This is a genomic window from Aeromonas sp. CD (assembly GCF_033349375.1).
In the GTDB taxonomy this organism is placed as follows: Bacteria; Pseudomonadota; Gammaproteobacteria; order Enterobacterales; family Aeromonadaceae; genus Aeromonas; species Aeromonas hydrophila.
The window spans coordinates 2,258,268-2,282,235 of the sequence record NZ_CP137631.1; the positions used below are offsets into that span (position 1 = coordinate 2,258,268).

Consider the following 23,968-nt stretch of genomic DNA (forward strand, 5'->3'; position numbering starts at 1 on the left):
GCGTGAGGTGAAGGAACAATCATATACAAATGGGGCTATAGCAGATTCAAAATTAATCTTGATGCTATTTTGATTGTTTTTTTGCGGGCAGGAGGGTAACGCAACGCGCCCTCCATGGGGAGGGCGCACGGTGGCATACAGAGTAGAGGCATGCAGAGTAGAGGCGTGCGAAGCGAAGGCGGTGCGCGGCTCAGAGCTGCTTGTAGAAGAAGAGGGTGGCTGCCAGGGTGCCGTCGGCACTGCGGGCAAAGGCGGGGATCTGGCCCGCCTCCTGATAGCCGAGCTGGCGATAGAGGCGGGAGGCGGCATCGCCCACCCTGGTGTCGAGCACCAACAGGCTGCGGCCGGCTTCTTTGGCCCCTTGCTCCATGCTGGCCATCAGGGCACGGCCGACCCCCTTGCCACGGTGCAGACTGTGCACCATCAGTTTTTCCACCTCGGCGCGGTGACGGCCATTGGCCTTGGTGCACAGCGAGAGCTGGAGGGCACCGACCAGCTGGTGTTGCAGGAAAGCGACCCAGAGCCGGCGGCTGCCCGCGGCCAGCTCCGTCTCTATGCCCTGCCAATAGACGAGCCCCTGCTCTTCGGTCAGCGGCGGCAGGAAGCCCACCGAGGCGCCGCTGGCGACGCTGTCTTGCAGCAAAGTGATGAGGGCAGGTTTGATGCCCTGGGTGGTATCAACCTCAACTATGTCCATCAGGAGTCCTTGTCAACGAAGTTCACGCCGCCGGCCCGGTCTGCCGTGGCGCCTGCCGCCAACGGGACCGGCGGCAGGATGACTGGCTAGACTCGCCGTTTCTGCCGCCAATTTCAAGTCGTTGTCGCTCGCCGGGTGCGCCCGATCACGCCCTTCAGGCGGGTTCCCCTCAGCGGATGAGCTTCTGTTCGACCAGCCAGGCAAACAGCAGCCGGGAAACCGGCGAGAGCTCGGCCATATGGCGGCTGTCGAGCCAGCGCAGCTCGGCGATCTCCGCCGAGGCGACGGGAGTGCCGTCAGCCTCACCGGTGTAGCAGCGCAGCCTGACGTTGACCCCCTGCGGCTTGCCGTCGGCCTGGGCGCTGAACTCGCAGGCAAACGCCAGGGTATCGGGCTTGAGGGTCACGGCCAGCTCCTCCTCGATTTCGCGCATCAGCGCCGCCTCGTCGCTCTCTCCCGCTTCGCGCTTGCCGCCGGGAATGTAGTAGATGTGCTTGCCGTGGGAGCGGGCACAGAGCAGTTGCTGATCCTTGAAGGTCAGCCAGGCGAGTTTGTCGATCATGAACGTCTCTCTGGTGAGGGGGTGGTGGCTTGTTCACACAGGGTGCGATAGGAGCGGCTCTCCAGTCGTTCGGGGTCCAGCCCAAGCTGGGCGGCCAGGGACAGCAGTTGCTGGCGATAATCTGGCAGCAAGGATTCGTCATCGGTCATGATGGCCAGCTCGGCAAAATCGCCAAGCCCCGCCAGGTGATCCAAGGTGACGTGGAAGGGGCCGACGAAATAGATGCTGCGCACTTTGCGAAGGGTCAGTATCGGCTGGTAGCCCAGGGTGTGCAGCATGCTGATGGCCTTGTCGGCGTCGGTGATGTTGACCGCCTCGCAGCGATCGGGTTCGGGCCCCTTCACGATCCAGAGCCGGATGCCGGAGGGCTGCATGGCGCGGATCAGCAGGCTCTTGCCCGCTGCGCTCAGGCTGCGGTCCGGCGTGTCGAAGTAGGTGTCCTGCTCCTGGTTGCGCTCCAGCATCACCTCGGGATTGAGGGCGGCGAGGGCAGTGGTGAAGGCCTCGACATCGCCGAGCCTGTATTTGAACTCGACCTCGAAGCGGCCCTGAAAGTGCTGTGCTGACATCGACAGGCATCCTTGAGTGTGCAGATTGGCATGGCGGGCAGCCTAGCAAAGTTGGCGGGCGGGCCCAAGGGGCAAGGCGGCAGGATGTGGAAACGATCTGTTTCCGGGGCGCAGGGTTGATCAATGCGCAGCCTGTCGCCGTGATCAAGGGCAGCGGCGCACACGGTCGAGCCAGTTCGGGCATGACGGTTGTTCACAAGCTCGCCGAGCGGCCGGCAAAAGTTCGCGCTGGCGCACAGGATGGGGCGTGCAGGCTGGGCGAGGGCAGATCCCTGTGTTTTAATCCTCGCCACGTTTGTGGCAGCCGCCCTGTGCCGGGCCGCTGCCTTCGCTTTGGCATGAGGCAGGTGAGAAGATGCAAGTGACAGCAGAGAGCAAGTTTATCGGACTCGGGGTGGCGGGCAATTTCGCCGGTCATCTGGAGCAGGCCGGCGAGGCCTCGGATTTCGTGGCAGTGGTGGTGCGCGACACCAGCGCCCCCAAGGCGCTGTTCCCCTTCTACGTGCCAGGCCACCCCGGCGAGCTCGGCGTCTTCCCCTTGAGCGGAGATGCGATCTTCTTGCCGGAAGCAGCGGTGAGCGGCGATGAGAAGGTGCAGATAGAGCCGGAAGTGGCGCTCTGGTGCGAACTGGAGTACGCGGGGGAGCAGGTGGTGGCCATCCACCCGCGCGCCTTTGGTGCCTACAACGACTGCTCCATCCGCCGTCCCAACGCCAAAAAGATCAGCGAGAAGAAGAACTGGGGTGAAGAGAGCAAGGGGCTGGCCCCCGCGATGCTGCCTCTTTCCCATTTCGCCGCCGGCTGCGAGCTCGATGACTACCGTATCGCCTGCTATCTGGAGCGGGACGGCGAGCTGCACCCCTACGGGGTCGACAGCGCGGCGGTGGATTACAGCTACTTCCACGGCCAGCTGCTGACGTGGGCCATCGACAAGTTCAACCATCAGCAGGACGAGGGGCCGGCCGAGCACATCCAGGGGCTGCTGGCCCAGGCCGGGCGTCCGGCCCATGCCCTCATCAGCATCGGGGCCACTCGCTATACCCCGTTTGGCGAGACCCACTTCCTCAAGCCCGGCGACACCGCCTGCGTGCTGCTCTATCCGGCCAGCCGTTATAGCGAAAGTGATATCCGCGAGGCCATTCGCACCCGTCAGTTCGGGCCGGATCTGTCTGTCCTGCTGCAGGCGGTCAAGACCCGCTGATGACCTGGCCTTCCCCCGTGCTGGCGGGGGGAGGCCGGCCGCGCATTGCATCCGCTATCCTTCCCCCCTCGCGTTTGTTGCCTGATCCCGCTTACCCGACCCGGCCATTTGGCTTACCATTACTCTTTTTGCCGAACACGTTGTTGAATAATGGGGTATCCGATGGGCGAGTTGAAAACCATGGGGTTGTTTTTGGTGACGGCGCTGGCCGAGATCCTGGGCTGTTATCTGCCCTATCTCTGGCTGACCCAGGGGCGCAGCGTCTGGCTGCTGCTGCCGGCGGGGTTGAGCCTGATGCTGTTCGCCTGGCTCCTGTCGCTGCACCCGACCGCGGCCGGGCGCGTCTATGCCGCTTACGGCGGCGTCTACATCTTCGTGGCCATCCTCTGGCTCTGGCTGGTGGACGGCATCCGGCCCAGCCTGTGGGATCTGGTGGGGTCGCTGGTGGCCCTGTGCGGCATGGCCATCATCATGTTTGCCCCCCGCGAGGCGTGAAACCGCGCCGCTCGCAGCTCAAGGAGAAGAGGGATGACGCTCATCAGGGCCTGTACCCTGCAGGACATGGCCGGTCTGCTGGCACTCTATCGGGAATTGCGCCCCCATGACCCTGCGCTTGCGCCGGACGCTGCCCGCACGGCGCTGACGGCCTTGCTTGCGCAGCCTCATCTTCACCTGCTGGTGGCGGAGGTGGATGGCCAGCTGGCTGCCACCTGCCAGCTCGGCGTGGTAGCGACCCTGACCAACGGCGGCCGGCCGTTTGGCATGGTGGAGCACGTGGTGACGGCCTCTGCGTTTCGGCGCCGGGGCATCAGCCGGCAGTTGCTGACCCATGCCCTTGCGCTCGCCTGGCAGCAGGATTGCTACAAGGTGATGCTGCTGTCGGGGGAGGGGCGCGAGGCGGCCCACCGGCTCTATGCATCGCTCGGCTTCAAGGCCGGCATCGAGAAGGGGTTTGTCCTCAAGCAGGTCGACGCCATGGCGCCGGCCGGACAGGCTCCAAACAATCAATCTGTTGAGTGAGTACGATATGAGACTGGAACAGCCATCGCGCGGGGATTATCAGGCCCTGATCGCACTGTGGGAGGCGTCGGTGCGCGCTACCCATCATTTTCTGCCGGATGAGGAGATCGCCACCCTGCGCGAGCTCATTTTGGCACACTACTTTGACGCAGTGACCCTCACCTGCGCCCGCAACGACCAGGGTATCGCCGGCTTTTGCGGGGTGCACGAGGGCAACATCGAGATGCTGTTCATCGACCCGGCGCTGCGCGGGGGCGGGGTGGGTCGCCTGCTGGTGGCCGATGCCATCGCCCGGCTGGGGGCGACCCGGGTGGACGTCAACGAGCAGAATGAGCAGGCACTCGGCTTTTATCGCCACCTGGGCTTCGAGGTGGTGGGGCGCTCGCCACTGGACGGGCAGGGCAAGCCCTATCCGTTGCTGCATATGACACTGGCAGGCCAGTGACACCGGCCCAGTAAAAAACCGCCCTCGGGCGGTTTTTTGTTTATGACGTGATCAGGACGGCCTGTTACTCCTCGTTGGAGTTGTCCTGATAGTCGTCGCGCTGGGCCTTGGGCAGGCGGCGCATGGGGGTAAAGCCGATATCCTCGCCCACCACTTCCCGCTTGCGGGCTGGGGCAGGCTTCTTGCCGCCATCGCTCTTCGCCTTGCTCTTGCCTGCGGCGGATTTGCCGTTGCCACCTTTGGCATTGGCGGCGCCACGGGCACGCGGCGGATTTTGTACCGGCTTGCTGCCCGGCAGGGTCTGCCGGCTCGGCTTGCCGCTCGGCTCATACCCTTCCAGGATCTCCACCGAGAGGGATTGGCCGATCAGCGCCTCTATGCCCTTGAGCTGGCCCAGTTCGTCCTGGCTCACCAGCGAGATGGCCTCGCCGCCACGGCCGGCGCGGCCGGTGCGGCCGATGCGGTGGATGTAATCCTCCGCCATCTGGGGCAGTTCGAAGTTGATCACGTGGGGCAGCTGATCGATGTCGAGGCCGCGAGCGGCGATGTCGGTCGCCACCAGCACCCGCACCTTGCCTTCCCGAAAATCCGCCAGCGCCCGGTTGCGGGCACCCTGGCTCTTGTCGCCGTGGATGGCGACGGTATCGAGCCCGTCTTTTTGCATCTGCTGGGCCAGGCGATCGGCGATCTGCTTGGTGCGCACGAACACCAGCACCCGCTGCCAGTTGCCGCGACCGATCATGTGGGAGAGCAGCTCGCGGCGGCGTTCCCGGTCGACCTGGATGATGCGCTGGGTCACCTGCTCGGCGGCGGTGTTGCTGGGATCCACCTCGATCAAGGTGGGGTCGCTCAGCAGATCATCCGCCAGCGCCTTGATCTCGTTTGAGAAGGTGGCGGAGAACAGCAGGGTCTGCCGTTCGGCCGGCAGTGCCTTCATGATGCGGCGAATGTCGACGATGAAGCCCATGTCGAGCATACGATCCGCTTCGTCCAGCACCAGCACTTCCAGCTCGGACAGGGTCAGCGCCCCCTGGGTCAGCAGATCCAGCAGACGGCCAGGAGTGGCCACCAGGATGTCGATGCCGAGCTTGATGGCGTCCAGATTGGGTTTGATGCTGACGCCGCCGTAGGCGATCAGGGTGCGAAACGGCAGGTGGTGGGCATATTTGATGATGCTCTCACCCACCTGGGCAGCCAGTTCGCGGGTCGGGGTCAGCACCAGGGCCCGCACCTGACGGCGGCCACGGCCATGGTTGGCCAGCAGGCGCTGCAGCATGGGCAGGGTGAAACCGGCCGTTTTGCCTGTGCCTGTCTGGGCGCCGCCGAGCACATCCTGTCCGGCCAGAATGGCGGGGATGGCTTGTTGCTGGATGGGGGTTGGCTGTTCGTAACCCAGCTCCTTGACGGCCCGCAGGATGTGCGGAGACAGACCCAGTTCGTTGAATGACATGTTCGAGAGAGACTCCTCTGGTGAGCCTTGGGCTCAGCGGATGGCAGGTGCGCTGGCACCCGCCACAAGATGGAAATGATAACGGGGGCGTAATATAGCAGATGCGCGCCCTGCACGCAGCAGCCGTGTCGTGTTGTCCGGCCGCCGCGTGCCGCGGCCTCAGAGCAGGGCCAGGATATCGTCTCGAAGGCTCTCGGGTTTGGTGGTGGGGGCAAAGCGGTCAACCACCTTGCCGTCCCGGTCGATCAGAAACTTGGTGAAGTTCCACTTGACGTTCTCCAGCCCCAGCAGGCCCGGTTTCTCCTTCTTGAGCCACTGATAGAAGGGGTGGGCCTGTTCGCCGTTGACCTCGCACTTGGCCATGATGGGGAAGCTGACCGGATAGTCGAGGGAGCAGAAGCGGGCTATCTCTTCTGCATCCCCCGGCTCCTGATGGCCAAACTGATCGCAGGGGAAGCCCAGGATCACCAGCCCGCGTGGGCCCAGTTCGCGATAAAGCGTCTCCAGTCCGGTGTACTGGGGGGTAAAGCCGCAGCGGCTGGCGACGTTGACCACCAGCACGACCTGGCCTTGCAGGGTGGACAAGGGCAGTTCGGTACCGTCAAGGCGTTGCAGGATAAGGTCGGGCAATGACATGAAGCACTCCTGTTGCATGGGGCCCATTCAGGGCGTATCGCTCCACGGTAACGGGCGCGACGGCGTGGAGCAAGCGCCGCTTTCCCCTTTGCCATGAAAGATCTGGCCCGGTCTGAGGCCATTTGAGTGCGCCGGATCACAGGCTGGCGAGGGCGACCAGATAATGGGGGCCTTGTGCGCCCGGATAGCGTATTGATGGTGGGACTTCTGAGGATAAGCAAACCGGTTTGTGTCTTGCCCTGGAAGTCGCTAAAAAGCGCCCTCTCTCCACTTGTTGCGAGTCAATCTTGGACTATCAAGCCGTCATGGACGCCATTTACACCCGGGGATGGGTGATAGTGGATGATTTTTTAACCGCCGCCGAGGTGGATGCCCTCAAGGCGTGCCTGCCGGATGCGTGGCGGCCGGCAGGGATCGGTCGCGATGCCCTGCATCAGGACAATCGCGCCATTCGCCGGGATCAGATCCACTGGCTCGAACCCTCCCTCGGTGCGCCGGTGGCCGACTATCTGGCCCGCATGGAAGCACTGCGACTGGCCGCCAACCGGATGCTGATGCTGGGGCTGTTCGACTACGAGGCCCACTTTGCCCGCTATCGCAGCGGTGACTTCTATGCCACCCATCGCGATGCCTTCGCCGGGCGCTCCAACCGCCGTCTCACCTCGGTGTTCTACCTCAACAACGATTGGCAACCCCAGGCGGGTGGTGTGCTGCGGATGTACGATGACGACGAGCAGTTTTTGATGGATGTCTCGCCCCGGGGCGGGCGGCTGGTGCTGTTTTTATCCGAAGAGTTCCCCCACGAGGTCTTGCCCGCCAACCAGGAGCGCTACAGCATCGCCGGCTGGTTTCGGGTCAACGGCAGCGGCAATGGCCGGCTCGACCCGCCGCGCTGAGCTCTTTTCATCCAATTTCTGACACAGGCGGGAATTTTTATGGTCGTTGTCGGCGGATGGGGCTCCCATCGGCTGACAAGGCTTGATCTCCCTTGCTACACTGGCCCGCACTTATCTTCGTATCTGGCTTCGTCCGGTTTTAATGCGGTTGGGTTTTAAATGGTGATGGCGAAGCCGCTTTTCCCAAGGGATCACATCTAATGAAGAACATGCATGTCTTGCTGCTGTGCGGCGGCGGTGGCTCCGAGCACGAAGTCTCTCTGCGAAGCGCAAATTTTCTCGAGCAACAGCTCGGTCTTTTGCCTGGGGTCGACGTGACCCGGGTCGAGATGTTTGCCGACCGCTGGCTCAGCGCCGACGGCCGCGAATGCAAGCTGGGGCTGGACAAGCTGTTGTCGTTTGACAGCGTGGCCCGTCCGGTGGACTACGTGGTGCCCTGCATCCACGGCTACCCTGGCGAGACCGGCGACCTGCAATCCTTCCTCGAGCTGGCGGGCCTGCCTTATCTGGGCTGCGACGCCGAGGCGAGCAAGATCTGCTTCAACAAGATCAGCACCAAGCTGTGGCTCTCCGCCATCGGCATCCCCAACACCCCTTATCTGTTCCTGACCGAGCAGAACGACGCGGCGCTGAGCGAGGCGAAAGCCGCGCTGGCCAAGTGGGGCAAGGTCTTCATCAAGGCGGCCTCCCAGGGCTCTTCCGTCGGCTGCTACTCCGCCAGCAACGAAGCGGATCTGGTGAAGGGCATTGCCGATGCCTTCGGTTACTCCGAGCAGGTACTGATCGAAAAAGCGGTCAAGCCGCGCGAGCTGGAAGTGGCGGTTTACCAGTACGGTGACGAGCTGGTGGCCACCTACCCGGGTGAGATCTGCGTGCCGCAGGACAAGTTCTACACCTATGAAGAGAAGTACAGCAGCGCCAGTCACACCGAGACCGCGCTGCGTGCCGAGGGGCTGACCCAGGCGCAGGCTGATGCCATTCACGAGTACGCCCTCAAGGCGTTCCGTCAGCTCAAACTGACCCACCTGTCGCGCATCGACTTCTTCCTGACCGAAGAGGGCGAGATCCTGCTCAACGAAATCAACACCTTCCCGGGCATGACCTCGATCTCCATGTTCCCGAAACTGCTGGAGCATCACGGTCACCGCTTCGCCGACTACCTTGAGCAGATCCTGCGCAAGGCGGTCTGAGGCCGGCGCCCGAGCAGGGCGAGCTAAATGATGAAGAGGGGCCTGCGGGCCCCTCTGTCGTTGTTGCGGTAGGCGATGTCACAAGGGGTCAGGGGTGAACAGCCAGATGTGCGCCCCTTGTGGATCTGCGATCAGGGCCATGCGCCCGACCCCCGGGATATTCATGGCGGGCACCACCACGCTGCCGCCGTGCTGGTTGACCCTGAGTACCCTGGCATCGACGTCATCCACCGCGATATAGGTTGCCCAGTGGGGTGGTACGCCGGCCATCTCGGGATTGCCCCGGGTGGCCTGCACGCCGTCGATCGGCCTGCCATTGGCAACCAGCATGGGGTAGTCGCCGCCTTCCATCGCCATGGTCTGGCTCTCCCAGCCGAGCACCTCGGTGTAGAAACGGATCCCGGCCTCGGCATCGGGCAGATAGAGCTCGTGCCAGGTGAAGGTAGTGCCCTCGGCCAGGGCGTGCTCGCGGGCAATATCTTGTTCTGCCATCGTCGTCCTCCTGTGTCCCATGCGTGGGTGCATGGGTTGACGACCAAGTATAGAGAGACGTGGCCTCCCGGCTTGCCCCGGATGGGGGGCCTTGCTGCGCGGTGGACGGCTCGCTACAATCTGCCCCCCTTTTTGTCCTGCCACAGGCATCGCCAGAGCCGCGTTCCATGAAGCCAATTCCCGATCACGCCGTCAATCGCCTGCGCATCTGGCGCAAGAGCGTCTCGACCCGACCCTTTCTCGCCCGTGGCGGCAGCGTGCCGCGCTGCGAAGCCTGCCAGCTGCGCCACGACTGGTGTGCCTGCGAGTGGCGCCCCGAGCTCAAGGCCGAGGCCGGCTTCTGCCTGCTGATGTACGACAGCGAGCCGATGAAGCCCTCCAACACCGGCCGTCTCATCGCCGATGTGCTGCCGGATACCACCTGGGCGTTTCTCTGGTCGCGCACCAAGCCCCATCCCGAGCTGCTGGCCCTGCTGGCGGATCCCGTCTGGCAACCCTATGTGGTGTTTCCCGCCTGCGAGAAAGAGCCGGCTCGGCTCACCTCGGTGGTGACCCCGCTCCCTGGCAAGAAGCCGCTGTTCATCCTGCTGGATGGCACCTGGCCCGAGGCGCGCAAGATGTTCAACAAGAGCCCCTATCTGGACGGCTTGCCGGTGCTCTCCATCAAGCCCGACGCACTCTCCACCTATGGCATGCGGGTAGCGCACTGCGACGAGCACCTGTGCACCGCCGAGGTGGCGGCCTGCGTGCTGGAGGTGGCCGGCGAGCTGGCGGCGGGACAGGCACTGCAGCTCTGGTTCAATCTCTTCAGCAGCCGCTACATGGCGGGCCGGGTCAGCCGGGCCCCCGGTGAGGATGAAGCCCACCTGCAGCAGGCGCTGGCCGAGATCAAGGGCAATGAGGCGACCTGTGCGCCCGATGCTGCCTGAGCAGGGGGTGGTGAGGGGCTGGCATGCTTGCCAGCCTTTTCACCGGGATGATTTATTGATGAAAATCAGGAATCAATTGCCTGCCACTGTTTCGTTAGCTTCATGAGCCAAGCCCCATTAGGATAGCGACCAGCGTTGTTCATCAGGCTCATGGCGAGCCTGCGCCGTGCGGGCCCTTTCCGGCCCCGTCAATGTTGTGAGGCTATGGATGGAATTGGAACTGTTTACCCTGCTTGCCCTGTTCGGCGTGGCCCTGGTGGCCGGCTTTATCGATGCCATTGCCGGTGGGGGCGGCCTGCTGACGGTGCCCGCCCTGCTCGCCACCGGCATGCCGCCGGCGCTGGTGCTCGGCACCAACAAGCTGCAGAGCAGTTTCGGCTCCTTCTCTGCCACCTGGTTCTATGCCCGCAAGGGGCTGCTGGAGTGGCACATCATCTGGCCGGCGGTGATCTGCACCTTCATCGGCGCGGCACTCGGCACCCTGGCGGTGCAGACCATCGACGCCGCCATCCTGGAGCGGTTGCTGCCCTTCCTGCTGATGGCCTTCGCCTGTTACTTCTTCTTCTCTCCCCGGGTGAGCGATGCCGAGAGCTCCCGCCGCCTCGCTCCCATGGCGTTCGCCCTGCTGGTGGGCGGCGGGGTGGGCTTCTATGACGGCTTCTTCGGGCCGGGCACAGGATCGTTTTTTGCCATCGGTTTCGTGGCGCTGGCGGGCTTTGGCATGGCGCGGGCCACCGCCCACACCAAGCTGCTCAACTTCACCTCCAACATCGCCTCGCTGCTGTTTTTCGCGCTGGGGGGCAAGGTGGTGTGGAGCGTCGGCTTCTGCATGGCGCTGGGCCAGTTCATCGGTGCCCGTTTCGGCTCGAAAATGGTGCTCAAGCAAGGGGTCAAGCTGATCAAGCCGCTGCTGGTGACCGTCTCCCTGCTGATGTCCGCCAAGCTGGTGTGGAGCCAGTACCCCGAGCTGTTTGCCTGGCTGGGGTAAGCGCTTTTCGCCGACAGCGGCAGTCACGGCTGTCAACACTAAGGGGGCCTGATTCGCAAGATCGGGCCCCCTTGTGTTGTGGCGTTCAGCCGGCCAGCGGCTGGAAGTGGGCTTGCAGGGCCTGCACCAGCTGGGCGATGCGTGCACGCTTGAGGCTGTTTGGCCGATAGACCAGGTGCAGCGGACGGGCGAGCCCGGCGAGGGGGCGAGCCTGGGGCCCCTGTGCGCCGACCAGCGCCAGCAGGCCGGCCGGCAGCAGCACAGGGCCGATGCCGGCCTTGGCCAGCTCGATCAGCGCCAGGTAGGAGTCGAGCTCCATGGCGGGGATGAGGCCAAGGGCCGCCAGCGGTTCGCGCAGGTAGCGATTGGAGGGGTTGTCCAGGTCCATGGTGAGGATCTGGCGCAGCCCTTGATCGGCGTTTTCCCCCTCGCGCTGATCGCCCTCCACCAGATAGAAGGGCTCCTCCAGCAGCAGTCTGGCCTCCAGGCCATGGCCCGGTGGCAGGCGCCCGGCGCAGATGCCGAGCAGGGCATCGCCGCTGCGTACTCGCGCCAGAATGACCGGGGTATGGTGGGTGGAGAGGGCGAGGTGGGGATCCTGTCGCAGGTAGTCGTGCATGAAGCGGGCGAGGTAGCCCGCCAGCAGGGTCTCGGAGCAGGCGACGGGCAGGGGAGTCAGGTCGGTGAGGGTCTGGCTGTCGGCCAGCACCCCCTTCATCTCGGCGAGGCTGGGGGCGACCCGGGCCAGCAGCTCTTGTGCCTGGGGAGTGAGCCTTATCTGGCGCCCGTCCGGCTCGACCAGCTTCTTGCCGAGGCGCTGCTCCAGCTGGGCGATGCGCTTGCTCACCGCCGACTGGCTGATATAGAGCCGGCTGGCCACCTTGGCCATGGTGCCTTCGCTGGCCAGCAGGCAGAGTGTCTCCAGCCCTTCCAGTAACATATCGCCTCCCGTCATCTTCGTAGGAAGGCGTTACCTTAGGGGCTGACGGGGTTGGGATCAAGCATCCTTCGCCGTCCTGACGGGGCGCAGGCGCCACTCCCGCAGGGGCGGTGCGAAGATCACCAGGTTGCCAAGCAGGCTGATCATGACCCCCACCACCGATACTGGCTGCCAGACGAACCCCTCGTAGAAGGTGGAGAGCGTCAGCGCCACTAGGGGGAACAGCACGGTGGCGTAGGAGGCCTTGCTGGCGCCGATCCGCCCCACCAGGGTGAGATAAGCCGTGAAGGCGATGACCGAGCCGAACAGGGCGAGATAGACCATGGCCGCCAGGTAGTGACCGTCGGTCGGGATCACCAGCTGCTGGCCGAGCAGGGTGACCCAGCCCAGCAGCAACACCACCCCATAGACCATGCCCCAGGGCACCAGCTGCAGCACATGGTAGCCCTGGCGCTGGCCGCGGGCCGAGACCAGGTTGCCGAGCGAGAAACAGAGGGTGCCGCCGCAGGCGAGCAGCAACCCCTTCCAGCCGTTTGCACCCAGTTGCGCATCCGCCAGCACCGGCCAGAACAGCAAGAGGGTGCCGAGGAGCCCCAGCAAGGATCCTTGCAGCCAGCGCAGGCCGGGTCTTTTCCCCTCGAACAGCCAGAGGTTGAGGCCGTTGAAGATGCTGGCACTGGCGAAGATCACTGCCGACAGGCCGCTCGGAATGTAGAGGGTGGCGTGGTAGAAACAGAGGAAGTTGGTGGAAAAGAGCAGGCCGCCGAGCAGGGCGGCATAACGCTGGCCGGCCCAGGGCAGGCGCGGGAAGCGGCCGCTCGCGGTGAGCAGGGCAAACAGCGCCAGCGCCGCCAGGGCGAAGCGATAGAGCACCGAGACCTCGATGGGAATGGGGCCAAGCTGCCAGGCGATGGCGATCCAGGTGCTGCCCCAGATAAGGACGGTGGCAAGATAGAGCATTAGATTCATGGGGTATCCGGTGAGATGACAACGACATGGGATCAGCATGCAGCGGGCGCTGGCGGTGGGCTTACACCATCTTGCGGTTTTTTGCAGGCAGCCGCAGCCTTTGCCGCCGCGCCGCGTTAAGATGGCGCACAAGGGCCATCAGGCAAGCAACAAGAGGAACGGAGCGGGTGCTGCAGACTAAGCCGGCGGGAGTATTCGATGCACTGGTCAGCACGGGCGCGCGACTGGAGAACGCCTGCTGGCTGGAGCCTGGCCTTGGCGTTGCCAGCTGGCGCAACTGTTACGATCAGACCCGCTACCACAAGCCGGGCCACCATACCCTGAGCGTCTACCTGCAGGGGGGCGAGCAGACGGAGCGGCTGGACGGCCCGGGCGGCCATGGCGGCACCGGCAAGGTGTGCATCATGCCGGATCACCACAGATCCGAGTGGCTGGTGCGCGAGGAGTTTCGCTTCTTCCACCTCTACTTCACCCCGGCCCACCTGACCCGCATCGCCGAAGAGGTGTGTGACAAGGAGGGGCGCCACCTGCTGCTGGAAGACAAGACCTTCATCGACGATCCCAAGGCCGCCACCCTGGTGCAGGGCCAGCTGATGCAGCTGGACTGGCAGCACCAGGTGGATCGGATGGCGCTCTCCCACGGCGCCTGGATGCTGATGCTGCACGCCTATCGCCACCACACCCGGGAGGCGCCGCCTCTGCCCGAGGTGCGCGGCGGCCTGGCGCCGGTGGTGATCCGGCGGGTGCAGGAGTACCTGCTGGCCCATCTGGCCGAACCTGTCACCTTGGCCGAGCTGGCGCAGGAGGCGGGCTTGAGCGAATACCACTTCGCCCGCATGTTCGGCCAGAGCCTCGGCTGCCCGCCCCATCGCTACCTGCTGGGGCTGCGGCTCAAGCGGGCCAAGCAGCTGCTGGCCGGCGTCGACTCCCTGGCCAGCATCGCCATCCAGTGCGGCTTCTCGTCCCAGGCCCACCTTGGCAACCGCTTCCGGGAGGCATTCGGCCTGACGCCAGGCCAGTGGCGTAGCCAGCTGTCATCCTCCTGTCACAGATAGGCGGCAGATTGGTTGGCAACGAGGAGGAGCCTCGTTCCTTCAACCTGCACAGGAGTTGCCCTTGAATCATCGCAAACGTCAGACCCGTACCCGCCACCTCTGGTTCAGCCACTGGAATGCCCCTCAGGGCCGCCTTGGCATGCCGACCCCGCCCGAACCGCTCGTTCCTCACAGTTCCCGCTGAAAATCGCCACGACCCGATAGGATTTTCCCGACAACTTTGCCACTATTGCGCCATCAGGATGGACTGGATATGGCCGCATGTTTCTGGAACGCATTGAAGTCAAAGGTTTTCGCGGAATAAATCGCCTCTCGCTCGGGCTGGACAACACCACAGTGCTCATCGGCGAAAACGCCTGGGGCAAGTCCAGCCTGCTGCGCGCCCTCTGGTGTCTTCTGGGTCAGGATGCCGAGCCCTATCAGTTCAGCAGCGATGACTTTCACCAGCCCGAAGATCCCGAACTCGAGCCGGCCCGCCACCTGCAACTGGTGCTCACCTTCAGCGAGCACAGGCCCCAGATGTGCCTGCACTCCCGCCGGCTGGCTAGACTTGGCGCGGCCTGGGTCAAGCACAAGGACAAGTTTCACCGCATTCACTACCGCGCCAGCGCCGAACTGCAGAGCGATGGCAGCGTTACCACCACCCATGACTTTCTCGACGGCATCGGCAAGAGCCTGCCCATCGACGATGCCCATGAGCTGGTCTGTCTGCTCATCACCATGAACCCGGTGTTCCGGCTACGGGATGCCCGCACTGCCCGCAACGGGGTGGAGACCCTGCAGTGGGGGGATCTCTCCGAGCACCGGCTGAGCGAGCTGGCCGACAAGCTGATCGACGAGCCTCAGCGCATCGGCGAGCCCGAGCTCAAGGAGGCGTTGCAGGCGGTGCGCCAGCTGATGGATCACTACTTCAATGCGCTGGCCCCCATCAAGAACAAGCCGCGCAGCCAGCGGGAGATCGTCAATCGCCCCATGACCCTGCGCAACCCCGGCAATCTGCAGGCGTTGCTGCGCAATGCCGACAATCGGGCGCTGCAACTGGCGATGGCGGGCATGGCGGCTACCCTGTTGCAGGCGCGGGGCAACCGGGAGCTGGAGCAGGGGGCGCGCCCCATCATGATCCTGGAAGACCCGGAGAGCCGCCTGCACCCCACCATGCTGGCGCTGGCTTGGGGGCTGCTGGAGCAGCTGCCGGGGCAGAAGCTGCTCACCACCAACTCGGGGGACCTGCTCTCCTCGCTGCCCCTCAACCAGATCCGCCGGCTGGTGCGCCGCCAGCAGGACATCGTCTGCCATCAGCTGGGGGGCGAGCGCTACAGCAGCGACGATCTGCGCAAGATAGCCTTCCATGTGCGCATCAACCGCCCCATGTCGATGTTTGCCCGCTGCTGGTTGCTGGTGGAGGGGGAGACCGAGATCTGGCTGCTCTCCGAACTCGCCCAGATCTGCGGCTACAGCCTGCGGGCGGAGGGGGTGCGGATCATCGAGTTTGCCCAGTGCGGCCAGTCACCGCTTATCAAGGTGGCGCGGGATTTTGGCATCGAGTGGCATCTGCTCACCGACGGCGACGAGGCGGGGGTCAAGTACGCCACTTCGGCCCGCTCCCTGCTCAAGGGCGAGCGGGAGCGGGATCGCTTGACCCAGTTGCCGGCGGCGGACATAGAGCACTACCTCTATCACAACGGCTTCGAGGCGGTGTTCCGGCGTGAAGCCGGGGTGGGGGGGCGCTCGACCCTCAACGCCGGGCGCATCATCAACAAGGCGATTCACCACCGCAGCAAGCCGGGCATGGCGCTGGCAGTGGTGGAGGAGGCGGAGCGGCTCGGCGGCGAGCACATCCCGCCGGTGCTGCGCCAGATGTTCGCCCGGGTGGTGGCGCTGGCCCGCGGCCAGGGCTGAGCGCTGCCGGCCCTGTGCAGTGGATGGTGAGGGCGCTGCATTCTGGGCAGGCAAGGCGGCCGGCGCCCGTTGCCGGCGTCTGATCGCCAGTGGTCAATGGCGGATGCGCTCCCGGCAGGGATTGGGGATGGCGGCGGCTTTGGGTATACTCGGCCCCTTCATCCGGCGCCCATCGGCGCGTTCTGAATCCTTGCTGCTGGAGGCGTCATGTTCGTCCAACTCCCTTTTTGGCTCTTTCCCCTGACCGGCCTGATGGCGCTGGGGGCCCTCATCGCCCTGGGCCTGGTGCTCTGGCGCGGTGATCTCTGCCCGGGCCAGCGCTCGCGGATCACCACCCAGCTCTTCTCGGTCTGGGTGATCACCGGCCTCTCCCTGATGCTGGCGGTGGAGGCCAAGGCGGCCGACTGGCTGATCTGGAGCGGTGCTGCCGCCCTGATCCTGGGGGTGGTGCTGTCGCTGGCTCAATCTAGGCTGGAGGGCAAGCGCGCCATTCCCGCCACGCTGTTCTGGCTGCCGGCCATGCCGCTGCTGGTCTATGGCATCGGCTTGCTGCAGATCCAGGGCTGGCTCGGCGGTCTGCTGCAGATGGTGCTGCTGGGGGTGGCCTTCGCCCATCTGATGCTGCTGCGGGCCCGTCACCGCCTGCAGGCGTTCAATACCCTGCTGCCGCTGGCCGGGCTGGTGGCTGCCATCCTGAGCCTGCTCTGGCTGGCGGTGCTGGTGGGCTGGCAGGGAAGCAGCGCCAGCCTCGATGCGCTGATCCCTGGCGTGCTGACCCAGGCTGCCCTGCTGATCGCGGCCTTGCTGCTCTGGTTCAGCCCGCTCTATCGCCAGCAGGAGACCGCGCCGGTGGTGGTCTCCACCGCCCTGTGCGGCCTCATCATCGCCCAGCTGGCGGCGACCAGCGTGCTGCACCAGCTGGCCTGACAGACTGGCGTCATGAAAAAGCCCACCCCGGTTGCCCGGGGTGGGCTTTTTGCTGGCCGTGTGCGGCCCCTGGTTTGCGACCCCTAGTAGAAGTCGTCGGCGCCGCAGATGAAGAGGCAGCTGCTGCGCGGCTGGGCCAGGTACTCCCGGGTCAGCCCCGCCAGCGGCATGCCGAAGGTGCTGATGTCCTCGGGCGAGGGCAGGGCGGTATCCAGGATCCGGCGCCAGTAGCCACCGACTCCCTTGGGGGGGCTTGGCAGATTGAAGGTGAGCGGCTCCCAGTAGGCGTTGAACAGCACGTAGAGGGCCAGCCGGGTTTCGCTCGACAGGGCCGACATGGCGATGGCGTGGGAGTGGGGGCTGAAGTCCGGCTGGGCGGCGTTGACCCCGTGCCAGCAGATCTCGCTGTGGCGCAGGATCTCGGTCAGCGACAGCGGCATGCTCTCCTGCTCCGGGCGCTGGAACAGGTGCTTGCGATACTGGATCAGCTCCTTCATGAAACGGAACATCTCCTGGCCCATGGCGTCGGGCTGCCACTGCATCCAGCAGGTGTCGTTGTCCTGGCAGTAGCCGTTGTTGTTGCCGTGCTGGGTGCGCAGCACCTCGTCCCCCATCAGCAGCATGGGGGAGCCCACCGAGAGCAGGGTGGCCACCATCATGTTCTTGGCCTGCCGCAGGCGCAGGGCGTTGATCTGGGGATCCTCGCTCGGCCCCTCCTGGCCGTGGTTCCAGCTGAAGTTGTGATCGCAGCCGTCCCGGTTCTGCTCGCCGTTGGCGTCGTTGTGCTTGCCGTTGTAGCTGGCCCAGTCCCACAGGGTGAAGCCGTCGTGGCAGGTGACGAAGTTGATGCTCTTCTCCGGATCGGCGTGATGGTAGTGGTAGATGTCCGGGCTGCCGCACAGCCGCTCCACGAAGGGCATCACCGCATTGTCATCCCCGCGCAGAAAGCGGCGCACGTCATCCCTGAACTGGCCGTTCCACTCGCGCCAGCGGGCGCCGGCCAGGCTGCCCACCTGATAGAGGCCTCCCGCATCCCAGGCCTCGGCGATGAGCTTGATGTCGGCGATGCGAGGATCGGTATCGATGGTGCGCAGGGTCGGCGCATTGGCCTGGGGCTGGCCCGACTCGTCCCGCGACAGGATGGCCGCGAGATCGAAACGAAAGCCGTCCACGTGCATCTCCTGGCGCCAGAAGTGGAGGCTGTCCATGATCATGCGCAGCACCACCGGGTGGGCGCCGTTGAAGGTGTTGCCGCAGCCCGAATAGTTGGTGTCCTTCTGATTGGCGTCGAGGATGTAGTAGGCCTCGTTGTCAATGCCGCGAAACGAGAAGGTGGGGCCATCGTCGCCCCCCTCGGCGGTGTGGTTGTAGACCACGTCCAGGATCACCTCGATGTTGGCGCGGTGCAGCGCCTTGACCATGTCGCGAAACTCGGTGAGAGGATCCTCGCCGCTGGCGTACTGGGCGTGGGGGGCAAAGAACGACATGGGGCTGTAACCCCAGTAGTTGGAGAGCCCCTTGGGGGAGTCCTGGGGATCGAACTGGAACACCGGCAGCAGCTCGACCGCAGTGACGCCGAGGGATTGCAGGTAGGGGATCTTCTCGATGAGGCCGAGGTAGGTGCCGCGCAAGGCGGGGTCGACCCCTGAACTCGGCGACTTGGTAAAGCCCCCCAGGTGCAGCTCGTAGATCACCGAGCGGGAGAGGGAGTGGGCGGGCAGCTTGTCCCCCTCCCAGTCGTAGTGGCGGGTGTCCACCACCCGGTTCTTGGCACACTCCGCCAGGTTGCTGCCGGGGCGGGCCGCCGCCCAGCGATCGTAGTTGGCACCCAGCTCGATGCTGCGGCCATAGGGATCCAGCAGCACCTTGTCCGCATCGAAGCGGGTGCCGTAGTAGGGGCGCCAGGGACCCTGGATGCGATAGGCATAGCGTTGACCGAGTTCGATGCCCTCTATATGGATGTGCCAGTAGTAGGCGGTACGGTTGAGGCGAGGGGAGAGCGGGATCACTTCCGGCGTGGCGTCGTCGGCACTGGCGAACAGCAGCAGTTCGACCCGGCTGGCGAGGCGAGCCCAGATGGCGAAGTTGACGCCGTCGTGCTCGGGTGTGGCCCCCAATTGACGGCAATGACCGGCGGAGATGCGCATGATAAACCTACCCAAAACGAGGAGTTACAAACCATCTGAGTGTAGTGCGCCAAGCTGCCCCCAAACCTGCTTGTCTGAAAAATCGGCGCTCTGTTGCAAATTCCTGCGATTTGTGCCGGTTTAATCTTCGAATGAAGTTTTTTTAGGATATTTACTTGCAATCTGAGCGCCGGCGCCTATTATTGGCGACCTCAGACGCGGGGTGGAGCAGCCCGGTAGCTCGTCGGGCTCATAACCCGAAGGTCGTCAGTTCAAATCTGGCCCCCGCAACCATCTGAGTTCTTGTATCAGGATTGCCTTGCAATGGTTTGATAAACAAGAGAATTCGAACAGGCTACTGCTCAGCCTGAACGAAAAAATACGGACGCGGGGTGGAGCAGCTCGGTAGCTCGTCGGGCTCATAACCCGAAGGTCGTCGGTTCAAATCCGGCCCCCGCAACCAACTATTTGTATTCATGGCAAGCGCTAGCGCCTGCGGTGGAGACGAAGACAGCAAGGGGCAACTGCTCTGTCTCTTGTGGTGGCAGTACAATTCGGACGCGGGGTGGAGCAGCTCGGTAGCTCGTCGGGCTCATAACCCGAAGGTCGTCGGTTCAAATCCGGCCCCCGCAACCAACTTCCTATCTCTATTACCTCAATCTCACCGTTTTTCATCCAGCCGCCTTCGCGGTTTTTCTGCTTTGTGTCGCCTTCACGCTTGATATTGATTTTCAAGTGTAAATCTGGCTGTGACCCCGCTTTGTTGGGTATCATCACTGGTATCTCTTCATGGATGAGGGCCTTGCCCAATGATGCAACCATTTACCTATCTGCCGCCGCAGATCGACATTCACGACGCCGGCCTCGCTGCCGTTCTCACCAACGGCCTGGCCGCCAACCTGCTGATCTGCGCCGAAGATCGCCGCGAAAGCCTGCTGGCCCTGCCCGAGTTTGCCGCCGTCGGCGCCCAGATCGAGCTGGGGCAGAAAGCGCCCTACAGCCTGGTGCTGCACAACACCCTGCAACTGCTGATCTTCCTGCCGGCACACCCAGCGCGCGATCATGCCCTCTACAAGCAGGTGCGCAGTTGGGTTGCGCCGCTGGCCGGGCTCAAAATCGAGCGATTGGGGCTGCACCTGGAAGGTTTTGACGAGGTCGATACCACGCTGTTGGCCGAACTGGTGCTGGCCACCTTGCTGGCCGCCAACGTGCCGCTGCCCAGTCACAAGCATCGCAGCGAAGATCCCTGGCGTTATCAGCAGATTGCGGTGTCCCCCAATTGCGTGCTGGATCTGGCGCGGATCTATGCCGAGGCGGAGGGCAACGGTCTGGCGCGCCATCTGGCGGTGTCGCCGGCCTCCGATCTGACCGCCCGCAGCTACCGGGAGTGGGTGCGTCAGCTTGCACAGAGCGAGGGTTGGCAGTGGCATGAATACGATCAGGCCCAGCTCGCAGAGCGGGGGGCCGGCGCCTTCATCGCGGTGGCGCGTGGCTCGGAAGACAATCAGGCCGCCATGGTCAAGCTGAGCTACTGCCCGCCCAATGCGGTGCGGCGGCTGGCGCTGGTGGGAAAGGGGATCTGCCACGATTCGGGCGGCTACAACCTCAAGATCTCCGGCAGCATGTATGGCATGCACCTGGACATGGGGGGCAGTGCGGTGGCGTTGGGGACGCTCCATGCCATCAGTCGGGCCAGGTTGCCCTATGAGGTGCACTGCTGGCTCGCCATCGCCGAAAACCACATAGGCCCGCTCGCCTACCGGCCGGGGGAGGTGGTGACCGCCCTCAACGGCACCACCATCGAGGTGGTGGACACCGATGCCGAGGGGCGCATGGTGCTGGCGGATACCCTCTGCATGGCGGTGCAGGACAACCCGGATCTGCTGATCGACTACGCCACCCTGACCGGGGCCTGCAAGCGGGCACTCGGCAGCCGTTACAGCGGCGCCTTCACCAACCGCCCCCAGTGGCTGGGGGAGCTGATCAATCTTGGCCAGCGCAGCGGCGAGCGGATCTGGCCCTTCCCGCTGGATGAGGACTACGACGACAACCTCGATAGCGAGTGGGCCGATCTGTTACAGTGTGCGCCGGGTTCGTCGCCGGATCACATCGATGCGGCCCGCTTCCTCAGCCGCTTCGTACCCGCCCAGACCCCCTGGCTGCACCTCGACTTGAGCGGTTTTCGCAACAAGGGCGGCAATGGCGTGGTCAGCAGCGAGGTGACCGGATTCGGGGTCAGATTGACACTGGATCTGCTGGCCGGCCCGCTGGGGCGGCGCAATGAATTTGATCAACCAGAACAGTAAGGGATCCCGTGAAAGTACCAAGTTATGACTGGGTGTTGTTCGATCTGGACGAAACACTGCTCGATTTCCCGGTCGCCCAGGCGCTGGAACAGACGCTGCACATTTACGGCGTGACGCCGACCCCGCCCAAGATGGCGGAGTACCATGCCCTCAACCACCGGCTCTGGCAGCAGTACAACTCCGGCGAGATCGATGCCGCCCACCTGCAGCAGACTCGCTTCTCGCTGTTTGCCGAACAGGTGGACGTGGCGCCGATGGCGATGAACGATACCTTCCTGCAGCAGATCATCGCCCTGAGCATGCCGCTGGAGGGGGTGGTGGAGACTCTGCAGGCGTTGAAGAGCAAGGTGAAGATGGGGATCATCACCAACGGTTTCAGCCTGCCGCAGCGCGGTCGCCTCGACAAGCTGGGCTGGAACGCGTGGTTCGAGCCGTTGGTGATCTCGGACGAGGTACAGGTGACCAAGCCGGCGGCAGCCATTTTCCAGCATGCCCTCGAGCTGATGCAGCGCCCGGATCCGGCGCGGGTGTTGATGGTGGGGGACAACCCCAAGACCGATATCGCCGGCGCCGCGGCGCAGGGGCTGGCAACCTGCTGGTACAACCCGGCTCGCCAGGATGGCCCGTGCGAGGCGACCCACGAGATCCACCACTTCGCCCACCTCTCGGCCATCGTGCTGGGACAGTAGATGCAACAGACCCCCTTGCCAGACAAGGGGTGAAAAAAACAAGGCAGCCCACGGGCTGCCTTGTTTGTATCCGGCTGTTTGCTAGCGGCCGAGGCGAGCCAGCAACCAGGACTCCAGCAGTGCCACGCCGGGGGCCAGCACGGCCTCGTCGAAGTCGAACTCCGGGTGATGATGGGGCGCCGCCAGATTGGCCCCCAGGATCAGGTAGGCCGCCTCGCCACCGCTTCGTTGCACCCGTTCGATGAGAAAGCCCGCGTCCTCGCTGGCGCCGAAACGGCGGGTATGGATGGTCTCCAGCTTGAGCACCTGGGCGAGCGGGATGATCTCTTCGAGCAGAGACGGACTGTTGTCGATACCGATGGCTTCACCCTGCTTGCGAATGAGGTAGGTGGCGCCCTGCATGATGGCTGCCCCTTCCACCATCTGCTGCACCTGGCTGAACATGTAGTCGTTGAGGGCCGGCGTGGCGCCCCGGGTCTCTCCCTGCAACAGGGCATGACCCGGGATCACGTTGCGGCCGCTGCCGCCATGGAGCTGGCCCACGTTGATGCGGGTCATGCCATCGCGGTGGCGGGCGATGCCGAGCATGGCGGTGGTAGCCATGCAGGCCGCTGCCAGCGCATTGCTGCCGGCATTGGGCTCAAGCCCGGCGTGGGCGGCACGCCCCATGAATTCCACGTCGAACTTGGTGGAGCAGAGAAACTCGGTGGGATTGACCACCAGCTCGCCGCTGTTGGCATGAATGCCGATGTGCAGCGCCAGCAGGGCATCCACGTCGTCGAGCTGGCCGCCGGCGGCCAGCGCCTTGCCGCCGCGACAGCCCTCTTCGGCGGGCTGGAAGAACAGCTTGATGCGGCCGTTCAGCCGATCGGCGAGGGCGGCGATCCGCTCGGCCAGCACCAGCCCGATGGCGGTATGGCCGTCATGGGCACAGGCGTGCATCCAGCCGGCGTTGCGCGAGTGCCACCCCTCCTGGCTGGGGGGATGCAGCTCATCCTGGCTCTCTTCGACCTCCACCGCATCGATATCGAAGCGAAAGGCCAGGGTCGGGCCGGGACGGCCGCTGTCCCACAGCCCCATCACGCCCGTTATCTCTTCGATCCTGCCCAGCCAGTCCGGATGGGCACCCTGGCGCAGGGCTCGCTCCTTCTGGGCCTGCACGTCGATGTTGCGGCCCATGATGAGGTTGCTGGCCAGCAGCTTGTCGCCCAGCATGATGGAGAAACCGAGTTCACTGAGGTGGTGGGCGATGAGGGAGCTGGTACGAAATTCACACCAGGCCGCTTCGGGCAGACGATGAAGATCACGACGCCAATGGCTTAGCGCATCTTGTGTCATGGTAATTCCTGCATGGCGAATCCAGCGGACATTGTGACGGGGAGGGGGGCAAGAGTAAATCCCGCAGACACAACAGGGGGAGCCACTGGCTCCCCCTGTTGACAGGCTACCTCTGGCAGGCAGCTGTAATTATGTTCGCTTGGTCGTACTAATGACCGTATTTGTCGTTGTTTTCGATGAACCGCCAAAAAATGACATTAAGTGATGAATTAACCAGCGTGGCGATGCCTGTCGTTGCCCATCAGTATCATTGGGTGGGCAACTAACCGCCTCAAAGCTGTGACAGTGACGGCAGAGAGACGGCAACCAGAGTGAAAAACACAGTAAAAACTGCAGTAACCACAAACTCTTTCATATTTTGTCTCCCTTGGCTGACTGTTGATGGAACCAAGATACCACAATTGTGCGGTAAAACAATAGTAGATTGCATTTATTGGCTTGAATCTGTCTAGTGAGTATCGAAAGCTTCATTTTTGCATTTTTAAGCTCATTTTATCGTCTTGATGGTCATCTCATGCGGTGCAGAGAAGTGTTCTATTAAGTTATTTCAATTAAAACAGTGCATTAGGTCATTTCATTATGATGCTGGCGAGGGGTTTTATATGAGGCTTTTTTGTTTTTTTAAAATTATGTCGGCAAAAATT

At 63.8% G+C, this 23,968-nt stretch carries 24 protein-coding genes and 3 tRNA genes; 17 read left to right on the forward strand and 10 right to left on the reverse strand.

Annotated features, from left to right (window positions below; translation table 11 throughout):
• Positions 1-190: 190 nt before the first annotated feature.
• The 3 genes from R2E40_RS10570 to cyaB form a co-directional block, all read right to left on the reverse strand.
• A complete protein-coding gene (locus R2E40_RS10570; protein WP_041217453.1) occupies positions 191-697 on the reverse strand; it encodes a GNAT family N-acetyltransferase in 507 nt (168 codons plus the stop codon).
• Between the two features lie 169 nt (positions 698-866).
• Positions 867-1,259, reverse strand: coding sequence for an NUDIX domain-containing protein (locus R2E40_RS10575; RefSeq protein WP_318165440.1), 393 nt, complete (start codon positions 1,257-1,259; stop codon positions 867-869).
• Complete coding sequence (gene cyaB, locus R2E40_RS10580; RefSeq protein WP_318165441.1) at positions 1,256-1,828, reverse strand: class IV adenylate cyclase; 573 nt, start codon at positions 1,826-1,828, stop codon at positions 1,256-1,258. The genes R2E40_RS10575 and cyaB overlap by 4 nt, the downstream gene beginning before the upstream one ends.
• A gap of 355 nt (positions 1,829-2,183) precedes the next feature.
• Here cyaB and R2E40_RS10585 point away from each other — a divergent pair, with 355 nt between their 5' ends.
• From R2E40_RS10585 to R2E40_RS10600, 4 genes are all read left to right on the forward strand, one after another.
• Positions 2,184-3,029, forward strand: coding sequence for a DUF5718 family protein (locus R2E40_RS10585; RefSeq protein WP_318165442.1), 846 nt, complete (start codon positions 2,184-2,186; stop codon positions 3,027-3,029).
• 162 nt (positions 3,030-3,191) lie between these two features.
• Positions 3,192-3,524: a YnfA family protein gene (locus R2E40_RS10590; protein WP_011706244.1), complete on the forward strand. Its 333-nt coding sequence runs from the start codon at positions 3,192-3,194 to the stop codon at positions 3,522-3,524.
• A 33-nt stretch (positions 3,525-3,557) separates the two neighbouring features.
• Entirely contained in the window at positions 3,558-4,049 is a 492-nt protein-coding gene (locus tag R2E40_RS10595; protein ID WP_060389525.1) for a GNAT family N-acetyltransferase, read from the forward strand.
• A 7-nt stretch (positions 4,050-4,056) separates the two neighbouring features.
• Entirely contained in the window at positions 4,057-4,494 is a 438-nt protein-coding gene (locus tag R2E40_RS10600; RefSeq protein ID WP_135319637.1) for an acetyltransferase, read from the forward strand.
• Positions 4,495-4,558: 64 nt separating this feature from the next.
• Here the strand turns inward: R2E40_RS10600 and R2E40_RS10605 are convergent, their stop codons facing one another.
• Together R2E40_RS10605 and R2E40_RS10610 are read right to left on the reverse strand one after the other, a co-directional pair.
• Positions 4,559-5,944, reverse strand: coding sequence for a DEAD/DEAH box helicase (locus R2E40_RS10605; RefSeq protein WP_252475816.1), 1,386 nt, complete (start codon positions 5,942-5,944; stop codon positions 4,559-4,561).
• A 159-nt stretch (positions 5,945-6,103) separates the two neighbouring features.
• Complete coding sequence (locus R2E40_RS10610) at positions 6,104-6,580, reverse strand: glutathione peroxidase (RefSeq protein WP_318165443.1); 477 nt, start codon at positions 6,578-6,580, stop codon at positions 6,104-6,106.
• A gap of 287 nt (positions 6,581-6,867) precedes the next feature.
• Between R2E40_RS10610 and R2E40_RS10615 the strand changes: the two genes are divergently transcribed.
• Together R2E40_RS10615 and R2E40_RS10620 are read left to right on the forward strand one after the other, a co-directional pair.
• Positions 6,868-7,476, forward strand: a complete 609-nt coding sequence (locus R2E40_RS10615) for a 2OG-Fe(II) oxygenase (RefSeq protein WP_016350596.1) — start codon at positions 6,868-6,870, stop codon at positions 7,474-7,476.
• Positions 7,477-7,676: 200 nt separating this feature from the next.
• Positions 7,677-8,666: a D-alanine--D-alanine ligase gene (locus R2E40_RS10620; protein WP_024944446.1), complete on the forward strand. Its 990-nt coding sequence runs from the start codon at positions 7,677-7,679 to the stop codon at positions 8,664-8,666.
• A 78-nt stretch (positions 8,667-8,744) separates the two neighbouring features.
• Here the strand turns inward: R2E40_RS10620 and R2E40_RS10625 are convergent, their stop codons facing one another.
• Positions 8,745-9,158: a VOC family protein gene (locus R2E40_RS10625; RefSeq protein WP_318165444.1), complete on the reverse strand. Its 414-nt coding sequence runs from the start codon at positions 9,156-9,158 to the stop codon at positions 8,745-8,747.
• 167 nt (positions 9,159-9,325) lie between these two features.
• Between R2E40_RS10625 and R2E40_RS10630 the strand changes: the two genes are divergently transcribed.
• Both R2E40_RS10630 and R2E40_RS10635 read left to right on the forward strand, forming a co-directional pair.
• The gene (locus R2E40_RS10630; RefSeq protein ID WP_318165445.1) at positions 9,326-10,087 is read left to right on the forward strand and encodes a tRNA-uridine aminocarboxypropyltransferase; all 762 of its coding nucleotides are present in this window, start codon (positions 9,326-9,328) and stop codon (positions 10,085-10,087) included.
• Between the two features lie 208 nt (positions 10,088-10,295).
• On the forward strand, positions 10,296-11,075 hold the full coding sequence (locus tag R2E40_RS10635) for a TSUP family transporter (RefSeq protein WP_011706235.1): 780 nt from the start codon (positions 10,296-10,298) through the stop codon (positions 11,073-11,075).
• An 85-nt stretch (positions 11,076-11,160) separates the two neighbouring features.
• Here the strand turns inward: R2E40_RS10635 and R2E40_RS10640 are convergent, their stop codons facing one another.
• Together R2E40_RS10640 and R2E40_RS10645 are read right to left on the reverse strand one after the other, a co-directional pair.
• Positions 11,161-12,015: a LysR family transcriptional regulator gene (locus tag R2E40_RS10640; protein WP_166464466.1), complete on the reverse strand. Its 855-nt coding sequence runs from the start codon at positions 12,013-12,015 to the stop codon at positions 11,161-11,163.
• A 57-nt stretch (positions 12,016-12,072) separates the two neighbouring features.
• Positions 12,073-12,984, reverse strand: coding sequence for a DMT family transporter (locus R2E40_RS10645; protein ID WP_043161018.1), 912 nt, complete (start codon positions 12,982-12,984; stop codon positions 12,073-12,075).
• A 167-nt stretch (positions 12,985-13,151) separates the two neighbouring features.
• On the opposite strand from R2E40_RS10645, the gene R2E40_RS10650 reads away from it, so the two are divergent.
• The 4 genes from R2E40_RS10650 to R2E40_RS10665 all read left to right on the forward strand — a co-directional run bounded on the left by R2E40_RS10650 (position 13,152) and on the right by R2E40_RS10665 (position 16,865).
• Positions 13,152-14,039: an AraC family transcriptional regulator gene (locus R2E40_RS10650; RefSeq protein WP_060389518.1), complete on the forward strand. Its 888-nt coding sequence runs from the start codon at positions 13,152-13,154 to the stop codon at positions 14,037-14,039.
• Between the two features lie 61 nt (positions 14,040-14,100).
• Positions 14,101-14,223: a hypothetical protein gene (locus tag R2E40_RS10655; protein WP_254902163.1), complete on the forward strand. Its 123-nt coding sequence runs from the start codon at positions 14,101-14,103 to the stop codon at positions 14,221-14,223.
• A gap of 77 nt (positions 14,224-14,300) precedes the next feature.
• Positions 14,301-15,938: an ATP-dependent endonuclease gene (locus R2E40_RS10660; protein WP_042067495.1), complete on the forward strand. Its 1,638-nt coding sequence runs from the start codon at positions 14,301-14,303 to the stop codon at positions 15,936-15,938.
• 207 nt (positions 15,939-16,145) lie between these two features.
• Positions 16,146-16,865 (forward strand): hypothetical protein, encoded by a 720-nt coding sequence (locus R2E40_RS10665; RefSeq protein WP_139706688.1) that lies wholly within the window; start codon positions 16,146-16,148, stop codon positions 16,863-16,865.
• An 83-nt stretch (positions 16,866-16,948) separates the two neighbouring features.
• Here R2E40_RS10665 and glgX read toward each other — a convergent pair whose 3' ends face one another.
• Positions 16,949-19,012, reverse strand: coding sequence for a glycogen debranching protein GlgX (glgX, locus tag R2E40_RS10670; RefSeq protein WP_318165446.1), 2,064 nt, complete (start codon positions 19,010-19,012; stop codon positions 16,949-16,951).
• Positions 19,013-19,208: 196 nt separating this feature from the next.
• Here glgX and R2E40_RS10675 point away from each other — a divergent pair.
• The 5 genes from R2E40_RS10675 (at position 19,209) to yjjG (ending at position 21,986) form a co-directional block, all read left to right on the forward strand.
• Positions 19,209-19,285, forward strand: a tRNA-Met gene (locus tag R2E40_RS10675).
• Positions 19,286-19,377: 92 nt separating this feature from the next.
• Positions 19,378-19,454, forward strand: a tRNA-Met gene (locus R2E40_RS10680).
• Between the two features lie 96 nt (positions 19,455-19,550).
• A tRNA-Met gene (locus R2E40_RS10685) sits at positions 19,551-19,627 on the forward strand.
• A gap of 173 nt (positions 19,628-19,800) precedes the next feature.
• The gene (locus R2E40_RS10690; protein WP_318165447.1) at positions 19,801-21,297 is read left to right on the forward strand and encodes a leucyl aminopeptidase family protein; all 1,497 of its coding nucleotides are present in this window, start codon (positions 19,801-19,803) and stop codon (positions 21,295-21,297) included.
• A gap of 8 nt (positions 21,298-21,305) precedes the next feature.
• Positions 21,306-21,986, forward strand: coding sequence for a pyrimidine 5'-nucleotidase (gene yjjG / locus R2E40_RS10695; protein WP_011706227.1), 681 nt, complete (start codon positions 21,306-21,308; stop codon positions 21,984-21,986).
• 81 nt (positions 21,987-22,067) lie between these two features.
• Here the strand turns inward: yjjG and R2E40_RS10700 are convergent, their stop codons facing one another.
• Positions 22,068-23,324 carry a M20 family metallo-hydrolase gene (locus tag R2E40_RS10700; RefSeq protein ID WP_318165448.1) on the reverse strand — a complete coding sequence of 419 codons (1,257 nt, stop codon included), beginning with the start codon at positions 23,322-23,324 and terminating at the stop codon, positions 22,068-22,070.
• Between the last annotated feature and the right edge of the window lie 644 nt (positions 23,325-23,968).